Below are 17,416 nucleotides of genomic sequence, written 5' to 3' on the forward strand. Positions count from 1 at the left end.
ATTGGTTTAGATTTAATATTCAAAAATCTAACCAATCACTTTAAGAATGTATGAAAATTAAAATTTTTAAGCCTTTTTAAATTTTAGCTTATAATCATTCAGTAAGAAGAAAGTAACTATTCCGACTGTTAATTCAATCAAAGCACTTCCCCAATAGATGCTTTTAACCCCGAAATAATACGGTAAAACTAACATTAACGGAATGTATAATATCAACTGGCGTAAAAATACCAAAAAGCTTGCTTTCTTACTGTCATTTATTGCAGGATAGTAGGAGAGCGCCAACACCGTAATCGGCAACAAAGGAAGTACAGAAAAGAATAATCTAAAATCATTAATTTGATTATCGCTCACTGTATATCCCGGAAGCATTAAACCAATTAATTGTTTCGGGAAAATAAGGGCGATCAAAAAGAAAGGTAGCAATATGGCGATCCCGGCTACAATATAGGTTTTCAGAAATTTACGAGCTCTTTCGAATTGCCCGGCTCCAAAATTAATTCCGACAACGGGCTGTAAACCTCGCATCAATCCAAATAAAGGGGTTAATAAAAAGAGGAAAAATCGATTCAAAACGGTAAAAAATGAGATATCATTTTCGGTACCATATCTTGCGATTGCGTTGAAAATAATAATACTTTGAACGACTCCCATTACCGATAAAATCATTTCGGGAAGTCCTAATTTCAATATTTTTTTTCCAATTGTTTGATCAAATGAAATTGATTTCCAATTGGTTTTAAAAGAACTTTTTCCTTTAGCGTAATAATAAAATCCAAGAAGCGAATAGATCAGCATTCCGCAGTTCGTTGCCCAAGCTGCACCGGAAACTCCCATTCCGAAAGTGGAAATGAAAATTGGTTTTAAAATAATATCGATAACCAATCCCACCGCAATCATAACAGCTGCTGTTTTCATTTTTCCTTCTGCACGGATTAACATATTTAATGCTAAACCATAAATCCAGAAAATTGTTCCGATTAATGTAACTCTAAAATATTCAACTGCAATGGTTTGTAATTCTCCTTTCGCACCCATCATCGCCATTAATTCATGCGCAAAAATATAAGCCGGAATTGTACAAAGGAGAGAGAAAAAAATACATAGAAAATTGAAACTTCCAAATAAATTATACAATTTATCCTGTCTGTTTTCTCCAATCCACATACTTACTGCTGCACCCGCACCTGTTCCTACTAATCTTCCAAATCCGAGAACAATTTGAGATAATGGATAGGCCATTCCGACTGCTGCAAGCGCTTTTGTATTAATTAAATAGCCAACAAAAATGGCATCCAAAAAATTATTGATTCCATATAAAACGATCGCCGCAACGGCAGGCCATGAGGTTTCCCACATGACCTTTTTAAGATCACCTTTTAAGATGAATGTTTTGCGGTCCATGCTTTTGTTGTGTTGAATTGTTGAAAGGCAATTCGCTTTTCTACTTTATAAATTTCTTTTCCGGCAATCGAATTGATAATGATTGCATTTCGGTATGCACCCATTCCTAAATCCGGAGTCACAAAACCATGCGTATGAAGTTCGGCATTCTGAACAAAGATATTTTCTTTATTATCAATTGTATAATAGCGACTTACATCAAATAATCCATCTTCATTTCTTTGAATTTGATTTTCAATTCCTTTCAAGAATTTTGGTTCTTTATATTTGTAGCCTGTGGCCAAAATAACATAATCTGAGATATTTGTAAATGTAATTTCATCCTGTACATGCGTGAAATTTAACACATAAGAATTGCCTTCAGGAGAAATATTATCCAGTTGACAGCTTGGTTTCAAGTCTACATACAGAGGCACGTTCCCAACACTCATTTCGTACATTGTATCAAAAATATCGTTGATCAACTCGAAATTAATTCCTTTATAAAGAGGAGGTTGTTTTGCCAATAAATTTTTTCGCTGATTGGGTGACATTTGATAAAAATGATCAACATATTCCGGAGAGGTTAATTCTAAGGTCAATTTTGAATATTCCATCGGGAAAAAACGGTCTGGTCTCGTGAACCAGCTCATGTGGAAATTTTCATTTGTTTCTGGCAAAAGATCCTGAAAAATCTCGGCTGCACTTTGTCCGGAACCAATAATAGAAATCGATTTTGCATTCAGAATATTTTCTTTGTGATTTAAATATTCTGAAGTATGAATGACATTTGAATAGTTTTTATCATTCATAAATTCAGGCAATCTCGGCTGAGTTCCCGTTCCTAAAGCTAATTTTTTACTATAATATTTTGTAACATCTTTATTTTTTAAATCTAAAACTTCGATGATGTAAAGTTTTTCTGATTCATTAAAAATAATGTTTTCAACTTTTTTTCCGAAAAGACAATTCTGTAATTGGTTTGCTGCCCATTGACAATAAAGATTGTATTCCTTTCTTAAAATGAAGAAATCTTCTCGTATAAAAAATTTATATAAACGGTCGGTTTCCTTTAAAAAGTTCAGGAAGCTGTATTTGCTTTTCGGGTCTGCCATCGTTACCAAATCTGCCATGAAAGGGACTTGTAAAGTAGCATTATTAAGCATCAAACCTGGATGCCAATCGAAGCCTTCTGCCTGATCTAAAAAAAGTGAATCGATGGATTCTACAGACTCCAAAAGCGCTGCTAATCCAAGGTTGAAAGGACCGATTCCGATCCCGATGATGTCGTATATTTTGTTATTTTCCAATGTTTTTGTTTTTTGAAATTTGAATTATTTAACCATTAAGATTTTATTAAGAAGTTAAGATTATTAAGAGATTTCTCCTTCGAAATGACATTCGTACTGTCATTCTGAATGGAGCAAAGCGAAATGAAGAATCTAACTTAAATTTCTTAACTTCTTAATAAAATCTTAATGGTTATTTTTTAATATTAAATACTTTTCGCTTCTAATCTGCTTTCAGGACACTTTCCCCAATATCCTTCACGGGTGCAGAAAGTCAGATATGCGGTTTTGTGAGGCATTTCGATAATTCCTTCACGAGTGTAGCCTAATTTTGTAATGATTCTATCGGTCGGAACAGCATCTACAGACGCTTCGCCAATACATTTTCCTACTTCAGGAAGCATGAAAATATAATCTAAAGCGACTTGGAATGATTGAAAAGAAAACTTCTTATCTTTCTGTGTTTCGGCAACAAAAAAGTGCGTTCCGTAATCTGTTGGTAAAGACTCATAATAAGCTCCTACAACATCCCTCATCGGCCAATAAGGCTCAAAACTGAACTGTGCGACACCGTTTACTTCTCCAATAAAACTGTGCTGTTCGTCACTTGGAAGAATGGTTCTGAACCAAAGTTCCAAATCCCTTTTCGGACCATCCATTTTCCAGAAAGGTTTTGCGTGTTCCATGTTGAACCAGTCGTGAATCATTTCAAAATCATTATCGATGTCGAAAGGACGAATACTGATGTTTACATTATCTTCTTCAAAGTATCTTGAATAAACAGTTTGTGTAGATTCAGGCTTGATTAATTTATTTGAAAAGAAGTATTTATTTAAAGGATTGGGAGTATCCAAGAAAACAGCAGGATATTCTAGATTTTCATCTGCTTCATTGATATTTTGAAGACTTGTGATTAAATTTCCTTTCGTATACCAATTTCTTTTGTTGATAATGTAATCCACTAACCCTGTTTCATCTTCATTTTCAAGCTCTTTGAATGCTTTGTAAACTAAATTAATGAGTTTTCTTTCGTTAGCTAATCCGCTGTATCCTAAAGCATTCACAACGCCTAAAATATTATTCGTTACCAAATAATAGGTATATTTTGGAGCCAATGATTCTTCATCAATAATCGACTGGCTTTCGTCTGCAATTCCAGGAAGCGCATTAGAAACCAAATCTTTTCTACCTTCTCTAAAGAAAAATCCCTGATTATCTCTGAAATAAATTTTCCCTGGAAAGCCTTTTTTATCAAGCTCAATCATTACGTTTTGCTGATGGAATTCACAAGCCAATCCGTAGGTATTCAAAATACCGACAATTGGTCTTACGCAAATATGAAGGTATTGTTTAAACCAATCTAAAGCGACCTGTTCAACTGGTAAATCAAGGTTTTTAGCTGTATTTTCAATAATATTTTGAAGCCTTGAAGGCTGTTCAAAAACTCCGTCCTGACAAAGAGCCGCTAAAAGGGTTACATTTTTAGTCTTATTTTCACCTTGGAAAGGATTTCTTCTGATGCTGATATTGAATCCATTAATTATTTTGTCATTAAATTTTACAGCAATAAAGGCAGGATCCACCATAAAATCAATCTCTGGAAAATCTTTTTGTAAATTTTTCCCCCAATCTGTTTTTAATAGCTGACTGATGTCGTGACCACGGTGAAGCTCAGGATACAAGTTGATTCTTTCTGAGTTTGTAATTTTTACATGAAGAGAAAACTTATACATCCATTTGCTGTTTTCGCTGTAAACTGTTCTTACAGACGAAGTAGGAGTGAAGGACTCTCCATAATGTCCTAATGCAAATAAAATTCCCTGCTCCTGCATGATTTGAACATCTTCCTGAACCAATAAATATTCAGCTTCCCAAGGATGCATTGGAACAATTTGATAATCTGGAAATTCGTCCCATAATTTTTTATGTTCTGCATCTAGAAGAGGATAGATTTTTTCACCTAATTCTTTGGTAACAGGCGTTCCATCTGCATTTTTCTCAATTATATTCTCAGGATTAATTAAGAAATAAAATAATTGAAATTGCCCGGAAGTTTCAGGAGAATATTTCAATAAGTCTTCTTGATTAAATCCTTGTTTTGATTTTGGAACAGGATGTAAAATATGCCCTAAAACAAGTGATTGTTCAGCTTCAATAAAAGACATCTCCAGGTCATTGACCGACTTATTATTTTCAACCAAATGATCTAAATAAGTAGTCAAATTTTCAATGCTGTTGTTCAATCTTTTTAACACTGTTGAAGCATCAATATTAGAATGAATTCCTTTTGAATATTCTGCAGTCAGCGTCATAAAACCATAAATATCAACTTCTGAAACTTCATCCGTATCCAAAACTCTTCTTAAAACAGGAAAATCAAAAAGATGTCTTCCGGTTTCTGAGAAATAGTTTACAGGAACGTATACATCGCATCCAATCGAAGAAAAATCGATTCTAATATGTAAATCTGTTGGTGTTTTTTGTAAATGTTTAGCAATGGCGTCATCATATTTTGGAATTCCCAAATAACGGCTCCAGTTTGTAAATTCTCTCATGTAGCAATTGATGAGAGCAGTATAGTTAATCTGTTCTGCGTATTCCTGATTAGTTAACTTCAATGTATTCATTTCCGTGTTTTTTTATGGTGTTTAATATTGATTTGATGTCTTCAACTGTGGTTAAAGGATTTAGAATGGTGAATTTTAAATAAAACTGCCCGTTGACTTTAGTTCCTGCAACAAGGGCATTCCCATTTTTATAGAGTTGTGATTTAATGTATGTATTGATCCTATTTAGATCAAAAGTTTTAAATGGATCTGCCGAATAACGGAAGACCAAAGCGGAGAGATCCGAGCGGTTTAATAATTCAAAATTCGGATCATTTTCTAAGAGAATTGCAGCTTCTTTTGCGGTGTGTATAATTCTGTCAATATAACCTCCCAAGCCTTTTTTGCCGATAATTCTAAGGGTAAACCAAAGTTTTAGTGCATCAAAACGTCTTGTGGTTTGTATTGATTTATTAACCTGATTAGGAATTTCGTTTTCATCATGATCTTTTGGATTTAAATAATCGGCATAATGCGTAATCAGTCCGAAATATTTTTTATCTCTCACGATAAATCCGCTGCTGCTTACAGGCTGAAAGAACGATTTGTGATAATCTACAGTTACAGAATCTGCATCCTCAATTCCCTGAATTAAATGACGATATTTCTCTGTCAACAATAAAGCACAACCGTAAGCGGCATCCACATGAAACCAAAGGTTGTATTTCTTTGCAATTCCTGAAATATTGATCATCGGATCAACGTTTCCAAAATCTGTGGTTCCTGCCGTTGCAACAACTGCAATTGGAATATTCCCGTTTTCAATTTCCTTTCTAACAGCGTCTTCTAGCAACACGCTGTTCATTCTGAAAGAGCGGTCGGTTTTAATTTTAACAATAGCCTGTTCGCCCAATCCTAAAATCGAAGCACTTTTCTGAATGCTAAAATGCGCTGCATCAGAAACAAAAATCCTGAAACGATGGGCATCTTTTGATAATCCGTCTTTTTTGATGCTATGGTTTAAATATTTCAGAGAATAATGATCTCTCGCCAACAGCATTCCCATCAGATTGCTTTGAGAACCACCGCTTGTGAAAACTCCGTCTGACAGATGATCAAAACCGATTTCATTGCAAGTCCATTCAATTAATTTTTGTTCCATTAATGTTCCGCCCGCACTTTGATCCCAGGTATCAAGCGAAGAATTAATAGAACTGATCAACATTTCCGCTGCAATCGCAGGAATGACAATCGGACAATTAAGATGGGCAACATATTTAGGATGATGAAAAGCAATTGCATGTTGGGTGTACAATTCTTTAACTTCCTCAAAAACCTCTTCATAGGTCTGTGAAGGATCGTTAAGGTTGATATTTTCAAACTGTTTTCTCAGTTCTCGTGGAGAAATTCCGCTGAAAGGCTTGGTGGTATCTTCCAAAAATGAAATAACACTTTCCTGTGCTTTGCTAACTGCATTTTGGTATTCGTGAATGTTGAGATCACAAAATAAATTCTCCAGATTTGGGAAAAGACTTTCCTTTTCCGAAACCAATTTTTCGGTAATAAGTGTGTTCATAAAATTCTGGATTGGTTGTTTCTTTTTACTTTTTAAATAGTATTTCTAACTTTTTTAATTCAACCATTAAGTTTTATTAAGGAATATTAGGGCAAGCTTCGCTTAAGTAAATCAGAATGATTAATCTTAATTAAACTTAACTCCTTAGTAAAATCTTAATGGTTCAAAAAATATTCAAATCATTAATAATTTATCGTGTACCCTACAGAAAATGTAGTTCCTCGCCCTTGGTAAGCAAAGGCCTTTTGAGGTGCTCCGTAAAAAAACACAGAACGCTGTCCCCAAATTGTAGTATATTCTTTATTGAAAATATTCTGAATACCGAAGTTGATCGTTCCTTTGTTTAATTTAACATCGCCGATAAAGTCGAATAGGGTATAACCCGTGATTTTCATATCTGCTAAATCGGTGTAATTCATAGAATTCTGCATTTGTAGTCTTACAGAAAACTTCTTAGCGTTCCAACCTGTGAAAGCCATGAATTTTGATGGATTTGTTGTGTAAACAGATTGATTTTGCCAGCCTTTATCTACGGTTTCCGTTTCAGATTGCATCAATAAAATGTTTCCTCCTAATTCTAAGCCTTCTGCAAAACGATAGCCTAAAGCTCCTTCAAACCCATAGTTTCTCAATTTTTGGTCAAGTAAAGAAATTGTAAAAGCCGCATTGTCGATTTTCAATGTTTTATTGGAAAGGGCGTAGAAAAATGATCCCTGCCCGTAGAATCCGGCTTCCGAAGTTCTGTTATGTCTGAAACCCAATTCCATCTGATCGGTTTTTATGCCGCTTAATGGCTGTTCTGCAATGTTGATGCTGTTCAATAAGTTCCAACGATTGCTGTTTAATTGATATTTTCCAAAACCATAAGATTTTGCAGCATCAGGAACGGCAAATCCTTGAGAAAAGCTAAACCAAGCCTGCCAAGCGGGATTAAATTTGTATAGTAAACTTCCATTGAGCAAGGTTACATCGTAGTTATTTTTACCGCCTTTCACAACATCTGCAGAATTTCCATATCCGAAATGCATGTAAACCTGTTCTTTAAATCCAACAAAATCATCCAACTTCACATTGATAAATTGCTGTCTTACCCCTCCGGAAAGGGTTAGTTTTTTAGTAATATTCCAATCTGCCTGAATGAAACCTGCCAAAGTGAATATTTTGGTATCCGGATATCTTCCGACAAAAGCGTCTGTTCTGTTGATCAAACCTCCTGATTCACTGCTTTTTTGAGGATTAAATATCGCCTGATCTCCGGTGAAATTTTCAAAATCGGTATCAATTCCGTAAGTGAAATTGAATGAATTCCATTTTTTAGACAAAACGATTTTTGCTCCGTAAACATCAGTATTTCCTCTTGCTGAAGATAAAAATACGGGAAGCGTAACTCCCGCTGGCGGTTTTGGAACTTCCGCAAAAGATGCCCCAAAATCGACTTCTTCCCGTCTTGCATAAGCTTGTAGAATTAAATTTTGACCTCCCAAAATATTCCGGTGATTATATTGTAAGTTGCCCATAAAACGCTCTGTTCTTGGAACAATATCAGAGTCTGCTCCATCTAAAACATTGATTAGATCAGGGTTTTTAGTAGTAAATCCAACGAAATTCTGTCCGAAAGAAAGCCATTTTTTATTTCTGACTTTAGAATTGTAATACTGTAAATCTAAGCTCAAATCCTGATCTGGACTTAACTTAGCACTGATTCCGCCTAAAATATCAATCGATCTGTTGTATTGAAAATCGGCTTGCTTAACATCAGTTATAATTTGATTTCCATTCGCATCAAAAGCACCTTCATTTTGAGTAAAAGCAGCCCCCAATCTGAATTGAACTTTATCGTTTCCACCTGAAACAGACTGTGCGATTCTTTTATCGAGATCATCTTTATGGAAGCCAGATTTCAAACCAACTGAAGTTTCAAAAGCCAATTTATTTGACTTTGGTTTCTTGGTAATAATATTAATAATTCCTCCCGTAGAATCACCTCCGTAGATTGCAGAAGCTCCGGAAAGCACTTCAATTCTTTCGATGTTAAAAGGATCAATGGTATCAAATTGTCGGCTGATCGCTCTCGTACTGTTTAAAGAAACACCATTCAACAAGACAAGAACGTTTCTGCCACGCATATTTTGGGCATAATTTGTTCTTCCCTGATTTCCAAAATCAAATCCCGGAATCATATTTCCCAATACTTCTTTCAGTCCGGCACCGCCTCTGATCTGGGTTTGAAGCTCTTTATCACTAATCACCCAAACCGTTCCCGGAATATCACTGATCTGTTTCGGAGAACGTGAAGAAACTAAGATGATTTCGTTGATGTCTGAGGTGTTTAAACTGTCCTGCTTACTCTGAGCAGAAGTATTTGCGGCTATCGTTGCCAGCAAGAATATAGAAAGCGCGTATTGCTTTTTCATTTATTTAGAATAATTAAAAATAACGAGGTAAATATAAATGAATCTTTCAATAAAATTCAAAATGATATTTGTCATATAATTCAAAACTCGGTGAACCAATGTCAACTTAAGCTAGAATTAATGGTTAATGCAACCGATTAAACATCTTTATAGAAGCGAAATTGGCAGTCCCAAAATGAGAAAACATTTTAGATATTAATTATTTAAATTAACGGAAATGTAATATTGTAGAATTAATTGCAGCATAAAAATGCTCATTATTTGATAAATTGAAATCCCCAAAATTGATACTTAGGTCAGTAATTTTACGCTTTCAGATAAAATTTCGATGCTTTTTTCCATTTCATCAAAGTTTAAATTTCCAAATCCTAATCTCATGGCGTTAATGTTTTTATTCTGATAAAGTGAAGTTTTAGGAATGAAAAGATTGTTTTGAGCGCAATGACGGCTGAGCTGCATTAAGTTGATCGGAATATTCCATTCTGCCCAGATAGCGAGGCCTCCCGATGGTTTTTGAAAGTTGATAAAATTACCTAAATGTTCATTCAACAAATCAGAAAAATGATCCCGCCTTTCCTGATATACTTTTAGTGATTTCTTTAAATACCGGTTAATTTCACCCTCAGCAATCATTTCTCCAAGAACCCGTTCCATCAAAACATCTCCCTGTCTGTCGATAATTCCGAGGTATTTTCTCATTTCGATCATTAAATTTTCTGGAGCAACAATAAACCCTGTACGAAATCCCGGAGCAAGAGACTTACCAAAAGAACCGATGTAAATAACCATTCCGTTCGTATCTGCGCTGGACAAGGGAAGAATCGGACTTTTATCGTAATGAAATTCATAATCGTAATCATCTTCAAGAATGATAAAGCCATACTCATTGGCTAAATTAAGAAGTTCTAATCTTCGTTTTGCGCTCAAAGTGACCGTGGTAGGATAGTGATGATGGGGCGTAATGTAAAGCATTCTGATCTTTTGCTTTTGACAGGCTTCTCTTACACTTTCCACGATAATTCCTTCTTCATCAATCGGAATTGAAACAATATTAACTCCAGCTTTTTGAAAGATCATATTCACCGAAAAGTAGCTTAAAGCGCCCACTAAAACAGTATCTCCTTGGGATAATAATATTTCAGAAACAATGTAAATACTCATTTCTGTGCTTCTAGTAATTAGAAGATTATTCTTCGAAATAGGTAATCCTCGTGATAAATTGAGATAATGAGAAAGGTTTTTCTTGAAAAATTCACTTCCATCGTGATTGTAGTATCCTAACATTTTTTGCTGTGACTTTCGTTTCAAAATAGAACTGTAAAATTTAGAATGTTGATCAATTTGGGTTAATCTTATATCCGGAACGCCATCATTGAAAACATATTCACAAGTAGAATGCTCAAAAGGATTATCTAAAATATTAGATGTTTTAAATGAAAAACCTGTCGATTTTGGATAGTTTTCAAGGTGATTCTTCTCAAAATTTTTAATTTCTAATGGTTTTTCCTGATTCTTTCCAATGACAAAAGTTCCTTTATTCGGAAGGCTCTCTACCCAACCTTGCGCAAATAATTCATCATAAACTGCAACAATTGTATTGCGGTGTACCTCTAAAATCTGGCTTAAAGCTCTCGTTCCCGGAAGTTTTGTGCCAAAAGGAATATAACCTCTCTGTATGGCATTAATCAACTGATTCGCAATTTGCATGTAGATAGAAGTTTCAGACTTTCTATCAATTTTCACAAAACTTTTATAAGGAATTTCAACCGGACTATCCATAATATAAAAACTGGCACCATTCAACCATCCGGCAATATACTACATTTGAACCATAAAATAAAAATCTATGGAATTCTACAATCTACTCGAAAGAATTGTGCAGGATAACGAAACTCACGCCAAGTGGCTGAACACCCTTTCTTTCATGGAAAATGCAGGAGCAAGGAAAATTTCTGCCTGTGAACATCCGACCAAAGTAAGTTTAATTCAATTAAAGCATGCTGCAGAAGAGCATCGTCATGCTTATTATCTTAAAAAACAAATCGGAAAATTGGATTCTGAATTGTGTAAAACCTATGATGGGAAAGAACTTTTAGCTTCAATTGCGACACGACAATACCTTCATTCTTTGGATGTTAAAGCTTGTAAATATCTTCAGCAAAATTTCAGCTTAACAAAAGAAGAATTGAAATATGCAGCCTATCTTTTTGTGACTTATGCGATTGAAGTTCGTGCCGATGAATTATATCCGGTTTATCAAGATATCCTGACAAAAACTTCTTCAAAAATCATGGTTAAATCAATAATTCTAGAAGAAGAAGGCCATTTGGAGGAAATGATTAATCAACTCGAAGAATTTTCTGAAAATTGGAAACCTCATGCTGAAAATATTTTAAAAATCGAACATGAACTTCATGACCAATGGATCAACGCGATCATTGACGAAGTTGCAAAGTTTAATTATGCTTAAAAATTTTAACCATTTTCAGGAAGCTTTAGAAAAAAGAAGAGAAGAAGGAACTTTGAGAATTTTACACCCAAAATCCGAAGGAATAGATTTTTATTCTAACGACTATCTGGGATTGGCGAGAAATAGTGAATTGCAAAATTTATTATTAAAACAAATTATAGAAAATCCTCAATTACTCTCTGGAAGTACAGGCTCAAGGTTGATAAGCGGAAACAGTTCGACTGTTATTGAAATCGAAAATTTTATTGCAAAAGAGCATAAGTATTCCTCTGCTTTACTTTTCTCTTCGGGCTATAATGCGAATTTGGCTTTATTTTCAACACTTCCAACTCGTCATGATACAATTATTGTTGATGAAAAAATTCATCGTTCTGTGCATGATGCTTGTAAAATGTCACATGCGAAAAAATTGAAATTTAAACATAATGATGTTGAAGATTTAGAGCAGGTTTTAAAAAGACAAAACGAAAATTGCTACATCGCAATCGAAAGCCTTTATTCGATGGATGGAGACTTTACATCGATTCGAGAGATTGCCGAAATCGCTGAAAAGTACAATGCTCATTTAATTGTGGATGAAGCTCATGCTTTTGGGGTTTTCGCATACGGTTTGGTTGAAAAATATCAGTTGCAGAATCGAGTTTTAGCAACCGTTATTACGTATGGGAAAGCACTTGGAGCTCATGGAGCAGCAATACTTTGTGATGATATTATAAAGTCATATCTCGTCAATTTTGCATCTCCATTCATCTATACAACTTCGGCTCAGGACATTCAGTGGATGAGTATAAAAACTGGGTATGAATTTTTAAAAGAGAATGAAAAACTATCAATAAAACTTCAAGAGAATATTAAAATTTTTCGTCAACAAAATTTAAAAACTCCGTCTTCTGAAAAGAGTCCAATTCAGGCGATTGTAATTCCGGATAATCAGCAATTAAAAACTTTAAAGGAAACTTTATTGAATGAAGGGTTTTTAACCTATGCTGTTTTCAGTCCAGCTGTAAAAGAAGGAACAGAAAGGTTGAGGATTTGTCTTCATAGTTTTAATACAGAAGAAGAAATTATACAATTAACGAAAGTTATTAAAGAATTTACATGAAATTATTTGTAACCGGAATCGGGACAGAAGTAGGAAAAACCGTTTGTTCGGCAATTTTAACCAAATATTTTAATGCTGATTACTGGAAACCAATTCAGTCTGGAGATTTACTTTTTTCAGATAGCATGAAAATTCAAGATTGGGTTGGTGAAAAAGTAGTTATTCATCCTGAAACCTTTCGATTACAATTGGCAGCTTCACCACATCAGTCTGCAAAAGAAGAAGGAATTATAATTGATTTAAATGAATTTAAACTTCCTGAAACACAGAATAATTTAGTTATAGAAGGAGCCGGAGGATTGATGGTTCCTCTTTCTGATAAAGAATTTATTATTGATTTAATTGAAAAATTAAATATTCCCGTAGCCTTAGTGGTGAGGAATTATTTAGGATGCATCAATCATACTTTATTATCGATCATGGCTTTAAACCAAAAAAAAATTAATCTAAAATATTTGATTCTTAACGGAAATTTTCCGCCTGATACAGAAAGAGTCATTTGTGAAAATATTCAACAAGAAACCGAAATCATTAAAATTCCGGACATCAAAAATATAACAAAAGAAAATATAGAAAGTATCACAAAACAATTAACAAATTTAGGATAATGGATAGAAAAACAGAAATTAGAAATGATTGGACTAAGGAACAAATAGAAAAAATTTATCATCAGCCTTTACTTGAATTAATCTATAAAGCAGCAACCGTTCACCGCAAATGGCACAATCCGGAGGAAGTACAAATGTCTACCTTATTATCCATTAAAACGGGTGGTTGTACAGAAGACTGTTCGTATTGCGGACAAGCTGCACGTTATCATACCAATATTAAAGTTCAGGCGTTGTTGCCTACAGAAACCGTTATTGAACATGCTCAAAAAGCAAAAGATAATGGATCATCCCGTTTCTGCATGGCTGCGGCATGGAGAGAAGTAAGAAATAACCGTGATTTTGATCGAGTAATTGATATGGTGAAAGGAGTTAATGAGCTTGGAATGGAAGTTTGTTGCACACTAGGAATGCTAACAGAAGATCAAGCCATTCGTTTGCAGGAAGCTGGTTTATATGCTTATAATCATAATCTTGATACTTCAGAACAATATTATGAAGAGATCATATCTACGAGGACTTTTGACAATAGAATCAACACTATTAATAACGTCAGAAAAGCAGGAATTACTGTTTGTTCAGGAGGAATTATTGGTCTTGGAGAAAGCCATAAAGACAGAATTTCGATGTTGTTGACTTTAGCAACAATGCCGAAACATCCTGAATCAGTTCCAATCAATGCATTAGCAAGAGTAGCAGGAACTCCACTTGAAAACAATGAGAAAACGGATACTTGGGAAATGGTAAGAATGATCGCCACTGCAAGAATAATTATGCCTTCTTCGATGGTTCGCTTAAGCGCAGGAAGAATTGAAATGACAGAATTTGAGCAAGGTTGGTGTTTTATGGCAGGTGCAAACTCTATTTTTACAGGAGAAAGAGAAACCTTATTGGTGACGCCCAATCCGGGAGTTTCGGAAGATATGCAGATGTTGCAAACTTTAGGATTAAAGCCGATGAAAAGAGAAACAGAAAAAGTGATGGATCAGTTTGAAACCTGGAAAACAAGCTTAGTCTAATTTTAAAATTGTGAATTGTGAATACTCAATTGTCAATATAGCAACGGAAATTCACAATTCACTATTGACCATTCACAAAATTACTCATTACCAATTACCCATTACTTATGAATCTAAAAGAACGCGACAAGGCCGTCAACTGGCATCCTTATACCCAAATGAAAACAGCAAATGATGCCATTCCCATTGTTAGAGGGAAAGGAGTTCATCTTTATGATAACGAAGGAAAACAATATATCGACGCCGTTTCTTCATGGTGGGTGACATTGCATGGGCATGCGCATCCTTATATTGCACAACGGGTTTCTGAACAGTTGAATACGTTAGAACAGGTTATTTTTGCAGGTTTTACGCACGAACCGGCTATACAACTTTCCGAAAATCTATTGCAATTGCTTCCAAACAATCAGCAGAAAGTTTTTTACTCTGATAATGGTTCGACTGCCGTGGAAGTAGCGTTGAAAATGTGTATTCAGTTTTGCTATAATAAGGGAAAAGAAAAGACTAAAATTTTAGCTTTTAAAAACGCCTATCACGGAGATACTTTTGGTGCCATGTCTGTGAGCGGAAGAAGTGTCTGGACAAAACCTTTCGGGGAAATGCTTTTTGAAGTGATTTTTATTGATACTCCCAATTCTGAAAATGTGGAAAGTATAAAAAATCAGATTAAAAATGTAGCCAATGAAATTGCGTGTTTTATTTACGAGCCTTTAATTCAGGGCGCTGCAGGAATGTTGATGTACGAAGCCAAGGATTTGGATGAATTAATGAAATTTTGCAGAGAACAGGAAATCTTAATGGTTCAGGATGAAGTTTTTACAGGTTTTGGACGAACAGGAAAACTGTTTGCAGCCAATCATCTTTCAGAAAAGCCTGATATTATGTGTTTTTCTAAAGGATTGACGGGTGGAACGCTACCAATGGGAATTACCACCTGTTCTAATGAAATTTACAATGCCTTTTTGTCGGATGACAAATATAAAACTTTGTTTCACGGACATTCTTTTACCGCCAATCCATTGTCGTGTACGGCTGCTTTGGCGAGTATGGAATTGTTATTAACTGAAGAAACGCAAAACAATATTCAACGGATTTCTGAACAGCATTTTCAGTTTTCAACTATTTTAAAACAACGTTCAAATGTTGAAAATGTTCGTCAGACAGGAACAATTTTGGCTTGGGAATTTAAAAATGATCAAGGAACTTCTTATTTTAATGAAATAGGGAAGATGTTGTATGATGAATTTCTGTCGAGAGGAATTATCATGCGACCTTTGGGAAATGTGATGTATCTGGTTCCGCCTTACTGTATTACTTCTGAGGAATTGGATTTTATCTATAAAAATATTTTAGAGGTTTTGGGTAAATTTAAAATTGAAAAAGAATCAATTAAAGCATAAACAAACACACACTTTGTCATTCCGGAGGAATCTCCATATCGCAATTAAAGCATAGTATAGATTTCTCCGCAACGACAAACTTGATGGAAATTAAAAGGTTATAAAATAAAAATACTATCTTCCATTTTTCCTCGAAACTTTTTTATTTGTTTAAAACAAACTCTATGATTGATTGGCGTATTTTTTGAACTCTTAATTATAAATAATTTTCTATGTTATCGACATTTTTATTAAATCTTAACTGGAAAGAATTATTAATGGGTCATGAAGAATGGTCATTTATTTTAGAAATCATATTGCGTACGGCAATCATGTTTTTAACAATCATTATCGGATTACGGATCTTAGGAAAAAGAGGAGTAAAACAACTTTCATTATTTGAACTTGTGGTTATTATCGGCCTGGGATCGGCAGCCGGAGACCCAATGTTTAATAAAGATGTGGGAATTATTTCATCCATTATCGTTTTCGTAGTCATTATTTTACTCTATAGTATCATTACTCATTTTATTGGAAAATATAAAGGCTTTGAGCAATTGCTTGAAGGAAAATCCATTTGTTTAATTGAAAATGGCGAATTTGCAATAGATAATTTTAAAAAGGAAAATCTCGGAAGTGATGAATTTTTTGCTGAATTAAGATTGAGAGGAGTTTCGCAATTAGGTCAGGTAGAAACTGCGATCGAAGAAATTTCCGGAGAGATCAGTGTTTTCTTTTATGAAGATAAAGATGTGAAATATGGCCTACCAATCATGCCGAATTCCTTAGAAAAACCTTTAAAAAAGATAGAAAAAGACGATCATTATGCATGTACTTTCTGCGGACATACAGAAATCAAAACTCCGGGAGACACCCGAAAATGCTCAAAATGCAAAAAAGATGAGTGGATTCCTGCAAGCAATAAAAAAAGAGTTACCTAAATAAAGAATATGACAGAAAAAGAAAAATGTGCCCAAGGACTTTTATATAATGCCAATTACGATCAGGAATTAATTGATGAACGAGTGAAATGCAAGGATTTGTGTCACGAATACAATCAAACCAAAAACTCCGATACAGAAAAGAGAAATGAGTTGATAAAACAAATTATCAAACATTCAAAAGAGCAGTTTTTAATTGAACAGCCATTTTGGTGCGATTACGGTTATAATATTGAGCTTGGAGAAAATTTTTATGCCAATCATAATCTTGTAATCCTCGATTGCGCTAAAGTTAGTTTTGGAGACAATGTTTTTGTTGGTCCGAACTGTAGTTTTTACACTGCTGGACATCCTATTAATGCAACTCAAAGAAACGAAGGCTTGGAATATGCTTATCCAATTTCTGTTGGCGATAACGTTTGGTTTGGCGGAAATGTAGTCATTTTACCGGGAGTTTCTATTGGAAATAACTCTATTATTGGGGCGGGAAGTGTTGTCACCAAAGACATTCCGGATAATGTGATTGCTGTTGGAAATCCTTGTAAAGTTTTAAGGGAAATCACGGAAAATGATTAATTTTTTAATTTAAATCAGATCTATATCACATTTATTTTGTCATTCCGTAGGAATTTAGACTTAGATTTTAAGTATAGTTGTTGAGATTTCTACGAAATGACAAAGTGAGCGTA

The 17,416-nt window shown here is 34.5% G+C and carries 13 protein-coding genes; 7 read left to right on the top strand and 6 right to left on the bottom strand.

Annotated features, from left to right (window positions below):
* Nucleotides 1–66: 66 nt before the first annotated feature.
* The 6 genes from SB689_RS02485 to SB689_RS02510 all read right to left on the bottom strand — a co-directional run bounded on the left by SB689_RS02485 (nucleotide 67) and on the right by SB689_RS02510 (nucleotide 10,987).
* Complete coding sequence (locus SB689_RS02485) at nucleotides 67–1,404, bottom strand: MATE family efflux transporter (protein ID WP_410690555.1); 1,338 nt, start codon at nucleotides 1,402–1,404, stop codon at nucleotides 67–69.
* Nucleotides 1,380–2,693: a lysine N(6)-hydroxylase/L-ornithine N(5)-oxygenase family protein gene (locus tag SB689_RS02490; RefSeq protein WP_410690557.1), complete on the bottom strand. Its 1,314-nt coding sequence runs from the start codon at nucleotides 2,691–2,693 to the stop codon at nucleotides 1,380–1,382. Before SB689_RS02490 ends, SB689_RS02485 begins: the two co-directional genes overlap by 25 nt.
* 185 nt (nucleotides 2,694–2,878) lie before the next feature.
* Complete coding sequence (locus SB689_RS02495; RefSeq protein WP_410690558.1) at nucleotides 2,879–5,299, bottom strand: GNAT family N-acetyltransferase; 2,421 nt, start codon at nucleotides 5,297–5,299, stop codon at nucleotides 2,879–2,881.
* On the bottom strand, nucleotides 5,277–6,794 hold the full coding sequence (locus SB689_RS02500) for a pyridoxal phosphate-dependent decarboxylase family protein (RefSeq protein ID WP_410690560.1): 1,518 nt from the start codon (nucleotides 6,792–6,794) through the stop codon (nucleotides 5,277–5,279). Before SB689_RS02500 ends, SB689_RS02495 begins: the two co-directional genes overlap by 23 nt.
* 182 nt (nucleotides 6,795–6,976) lie before the next feature.
* Nucleotides 6,977–9,208, bottom strand: a complete 2,232-nt coding sequence (locus tag SB689_RS02505; RefSeq protein ID WP_410690561.1) for a TonB-dependent receptor — start codon at nucleotides 9,206–9,208, stop codon at nucleotides 6,977–6,979.
* Between the two features lie 291 nt (nucleotides 9,209–9,499).
* On the bottom strand, nucleotides 9,500–10,987 hold the full coding sequence (locus SB689_RS02510; protein ID WP_410690562.1) for a PLP-dependent aminotransferase family protein: 1,488 nt from the start codon (nucleotides 10,985–10,987) through the stop codon (nucleotides 9,500–9,502).
* Between the two features lie 67 nt (nucleotides 10,988–11,054).
* On the opposite strand from SB689_RS02510, the gene SB689_RS02515 reads away from it, so the two are divergent.
* The 7 genes from SB689_RS02515 (at nucleotide 11,055) to SB689_RS02545 (ending at nucleotide 17,303) form a co-directional block, all read left to right on the top strand.
* Nucleotides 11,055–11,678, top strand: a complete 624-nt coding sequence (locus SB689_RS02515; protein WP_410690563.1) for a hypothetical protein — start codon at nucleotides 11,055–11,057, stop codon at nucleotides 11,676–11,678.
* Nucleotides 11,671–12,780: an aminotransferase class I/II-fold pyridoxal phosphate-dependent enzyme gene (locus SB689_RS02520; protein WP_410690564.1), complete on the top strand. Its 1,110-nt coding sequence runs from the start codon at nucleotides 11,671–11,673 to the stop codon at nucleotides 12,778–12,780. Before SB689_RS02515 ends, SB689_RS02520 begins: the two co-directional genes overlap by 8 nt.
* Nucleotides 12,777–13,388, top strand: coding sequence for a dethiobiotin synthase (gene bioD, locus SB689_RS02525; protein WP_410690565.1), 612 nt, complete (start codon nucleotides 12,777–12,779; stop codon nucleotides 13,386–13,388). The genes SB689_RS02520 and bioD overlap by 4 nt, the downstream gene beginning before the upstream one ends.
* Complete coding sequence (gene bioB / locus SB689_RS02530) at nucleotides 13,388–14,407, top strand: biotin synthase BioB (protein WP_410690566.1); 1,020 nt, start codon at nucleotides 13,388–13,390, stop codon at nucleotides 14,405–14,407. Before bioD ends, bioB begins: the two co-directional genes overlap by 1 nt.
* 107 nt (nucleotides 14,408–14,514) lie before the next feature.
* Nucleotides 14,515–15,807: an adenosylmethionine--8-amino-7-oxononanoate transaminase gene (gene bioA, locus SB689_RS02535; RefSeq protein WP_410690567.1), complete on the top strand. Its 1,293-nt coding sequence runs from the start codon at nucleotides 14,515–14,517 to the stop codon at nucleotides 15,805–15,807.
* A 212-nt stretch (nucleotides 15,808–16,019) separates the two neighbouring features.
* Nucleotides 16,020–16,727, top strand: coding sequence for a YetF domain-containing protein (locus SB689_RS02540; RefSeq protein ID WP_410690568.1), 708 nt, complete (start codon nucleotides 16,020–16,022; stop codon nucleotides 16,725–16,727).
* 9 nt (nucleotides 16,728–16,736) lie between these two features.
* A complete protein-coding gene (locus SB689_RS02545; protein ID WP_410690569.1) occupies nucleotides 16,737–17,303 on the top strand; it encodes a sugar O-acetyltransferase in 567 nt (188 codons plus the stop codon).
* The last annotated feature ends 113 nt before the right edge of the window (nucleotides 17,304–17,416 follow it).

This window comes from Chryseobacterium sp. SIMBA_038 (genome assembly GCF_046535115.1).
Classification (GTDB): Bacteria; Bacteroidota; Bacteroidia; order Flavobacteriales; family Weeksellaceae; genus Chryseobacterium.

What these genes read in the sequence shown, in the direction of transcription:
- SB689_RS02495 (WP_410690558.1), bottom strand. Translation starts at nt 5,299, where the DNA reads ATGAATACATTGAAGTTAACTAATCAGGAATACGCAGAACAGATTAAC.
- SB689_RS02520 (WP_410690564.1), top strand. Translation starts at nt 11,671, where the DNA reads ATGCTTAAAAATTTTAACCATTTTCAGGAAGCTTTAGAAAAAAGAAGA.
- bioD (WP_410690565.1), top strand. Translation starts at nt 12,777, where the DNA reads ATGAAATTATTTGTAACCGGAATCGGGACAGAAGTAGGAAAAACCGTT.
- SB689_RS02505 (WP_410690561.1), bottom strand. Translation starts at nt 9,208, where the DNA reads ATGAAAAAGCAATACGCGCTTTCTATATTCTTGCTGGCAACGATAGCC.
- SB689_RS02540 (WP_410690568.1), top strand. Translation starts at nt 16,020, where the DNA reads ATGTTATCGACATTTTTATTAAATCTTAACTGGAAAGAATTATTAATG.
- bioA (WP_410690567.1), top strand. Translation starts at nt 14,515, where the DNA reads ATGAATCTAAAAGAACGCGACAAGGCCGTCAACTGGCATCCTTATACC.
- SB689_RS02515 (WP_410690563.1), top strand. Translation starts at nt 11,055, where the DNA reads ATGGAATTCTACAATCTACTCGAAAGAATTGTGCAGGATAACGAAACT.
- SB689_RS02510 (WP_410690562.1), bottom strand. Translation starts at nt 10,987, where the DNA reads ATGGATAGTCCGGTTGAAATTCCTTATAAAAGTTTTGTGAAAATTGAT.
- bioB (WP_410690566.1), top strand. Translation starts at nt 13,388, where the DNA reads ATGGATAGAAAAACAGAAATTAGAAATGATTGGACTAAGGAACAAATA.
- SB689_RS02500 (WP_410690560.1), bottom strand. Translation starts at nt 6,794, where the DNA reads ATGAACACACTTATTACCGAAAAATTGGTTTCGGAAAAGGAAAGTCTT.
- SB689_RS02545 (WP_410690569.1), top strand. Translation starts at nt 16,737, where the DNA reads ATGACAGAAAAAGAAAAATGTGCCCAAGGACTTTTATATAATGCCAAT.
- SB689_RS02485 (WP_410690555.1), bottom strand. Translation starts at nt 1,404, where the DNA reads ATGGACCGCAAAACATTCATCTTAAAAGGTGATCTTAAAAAGGTCATG.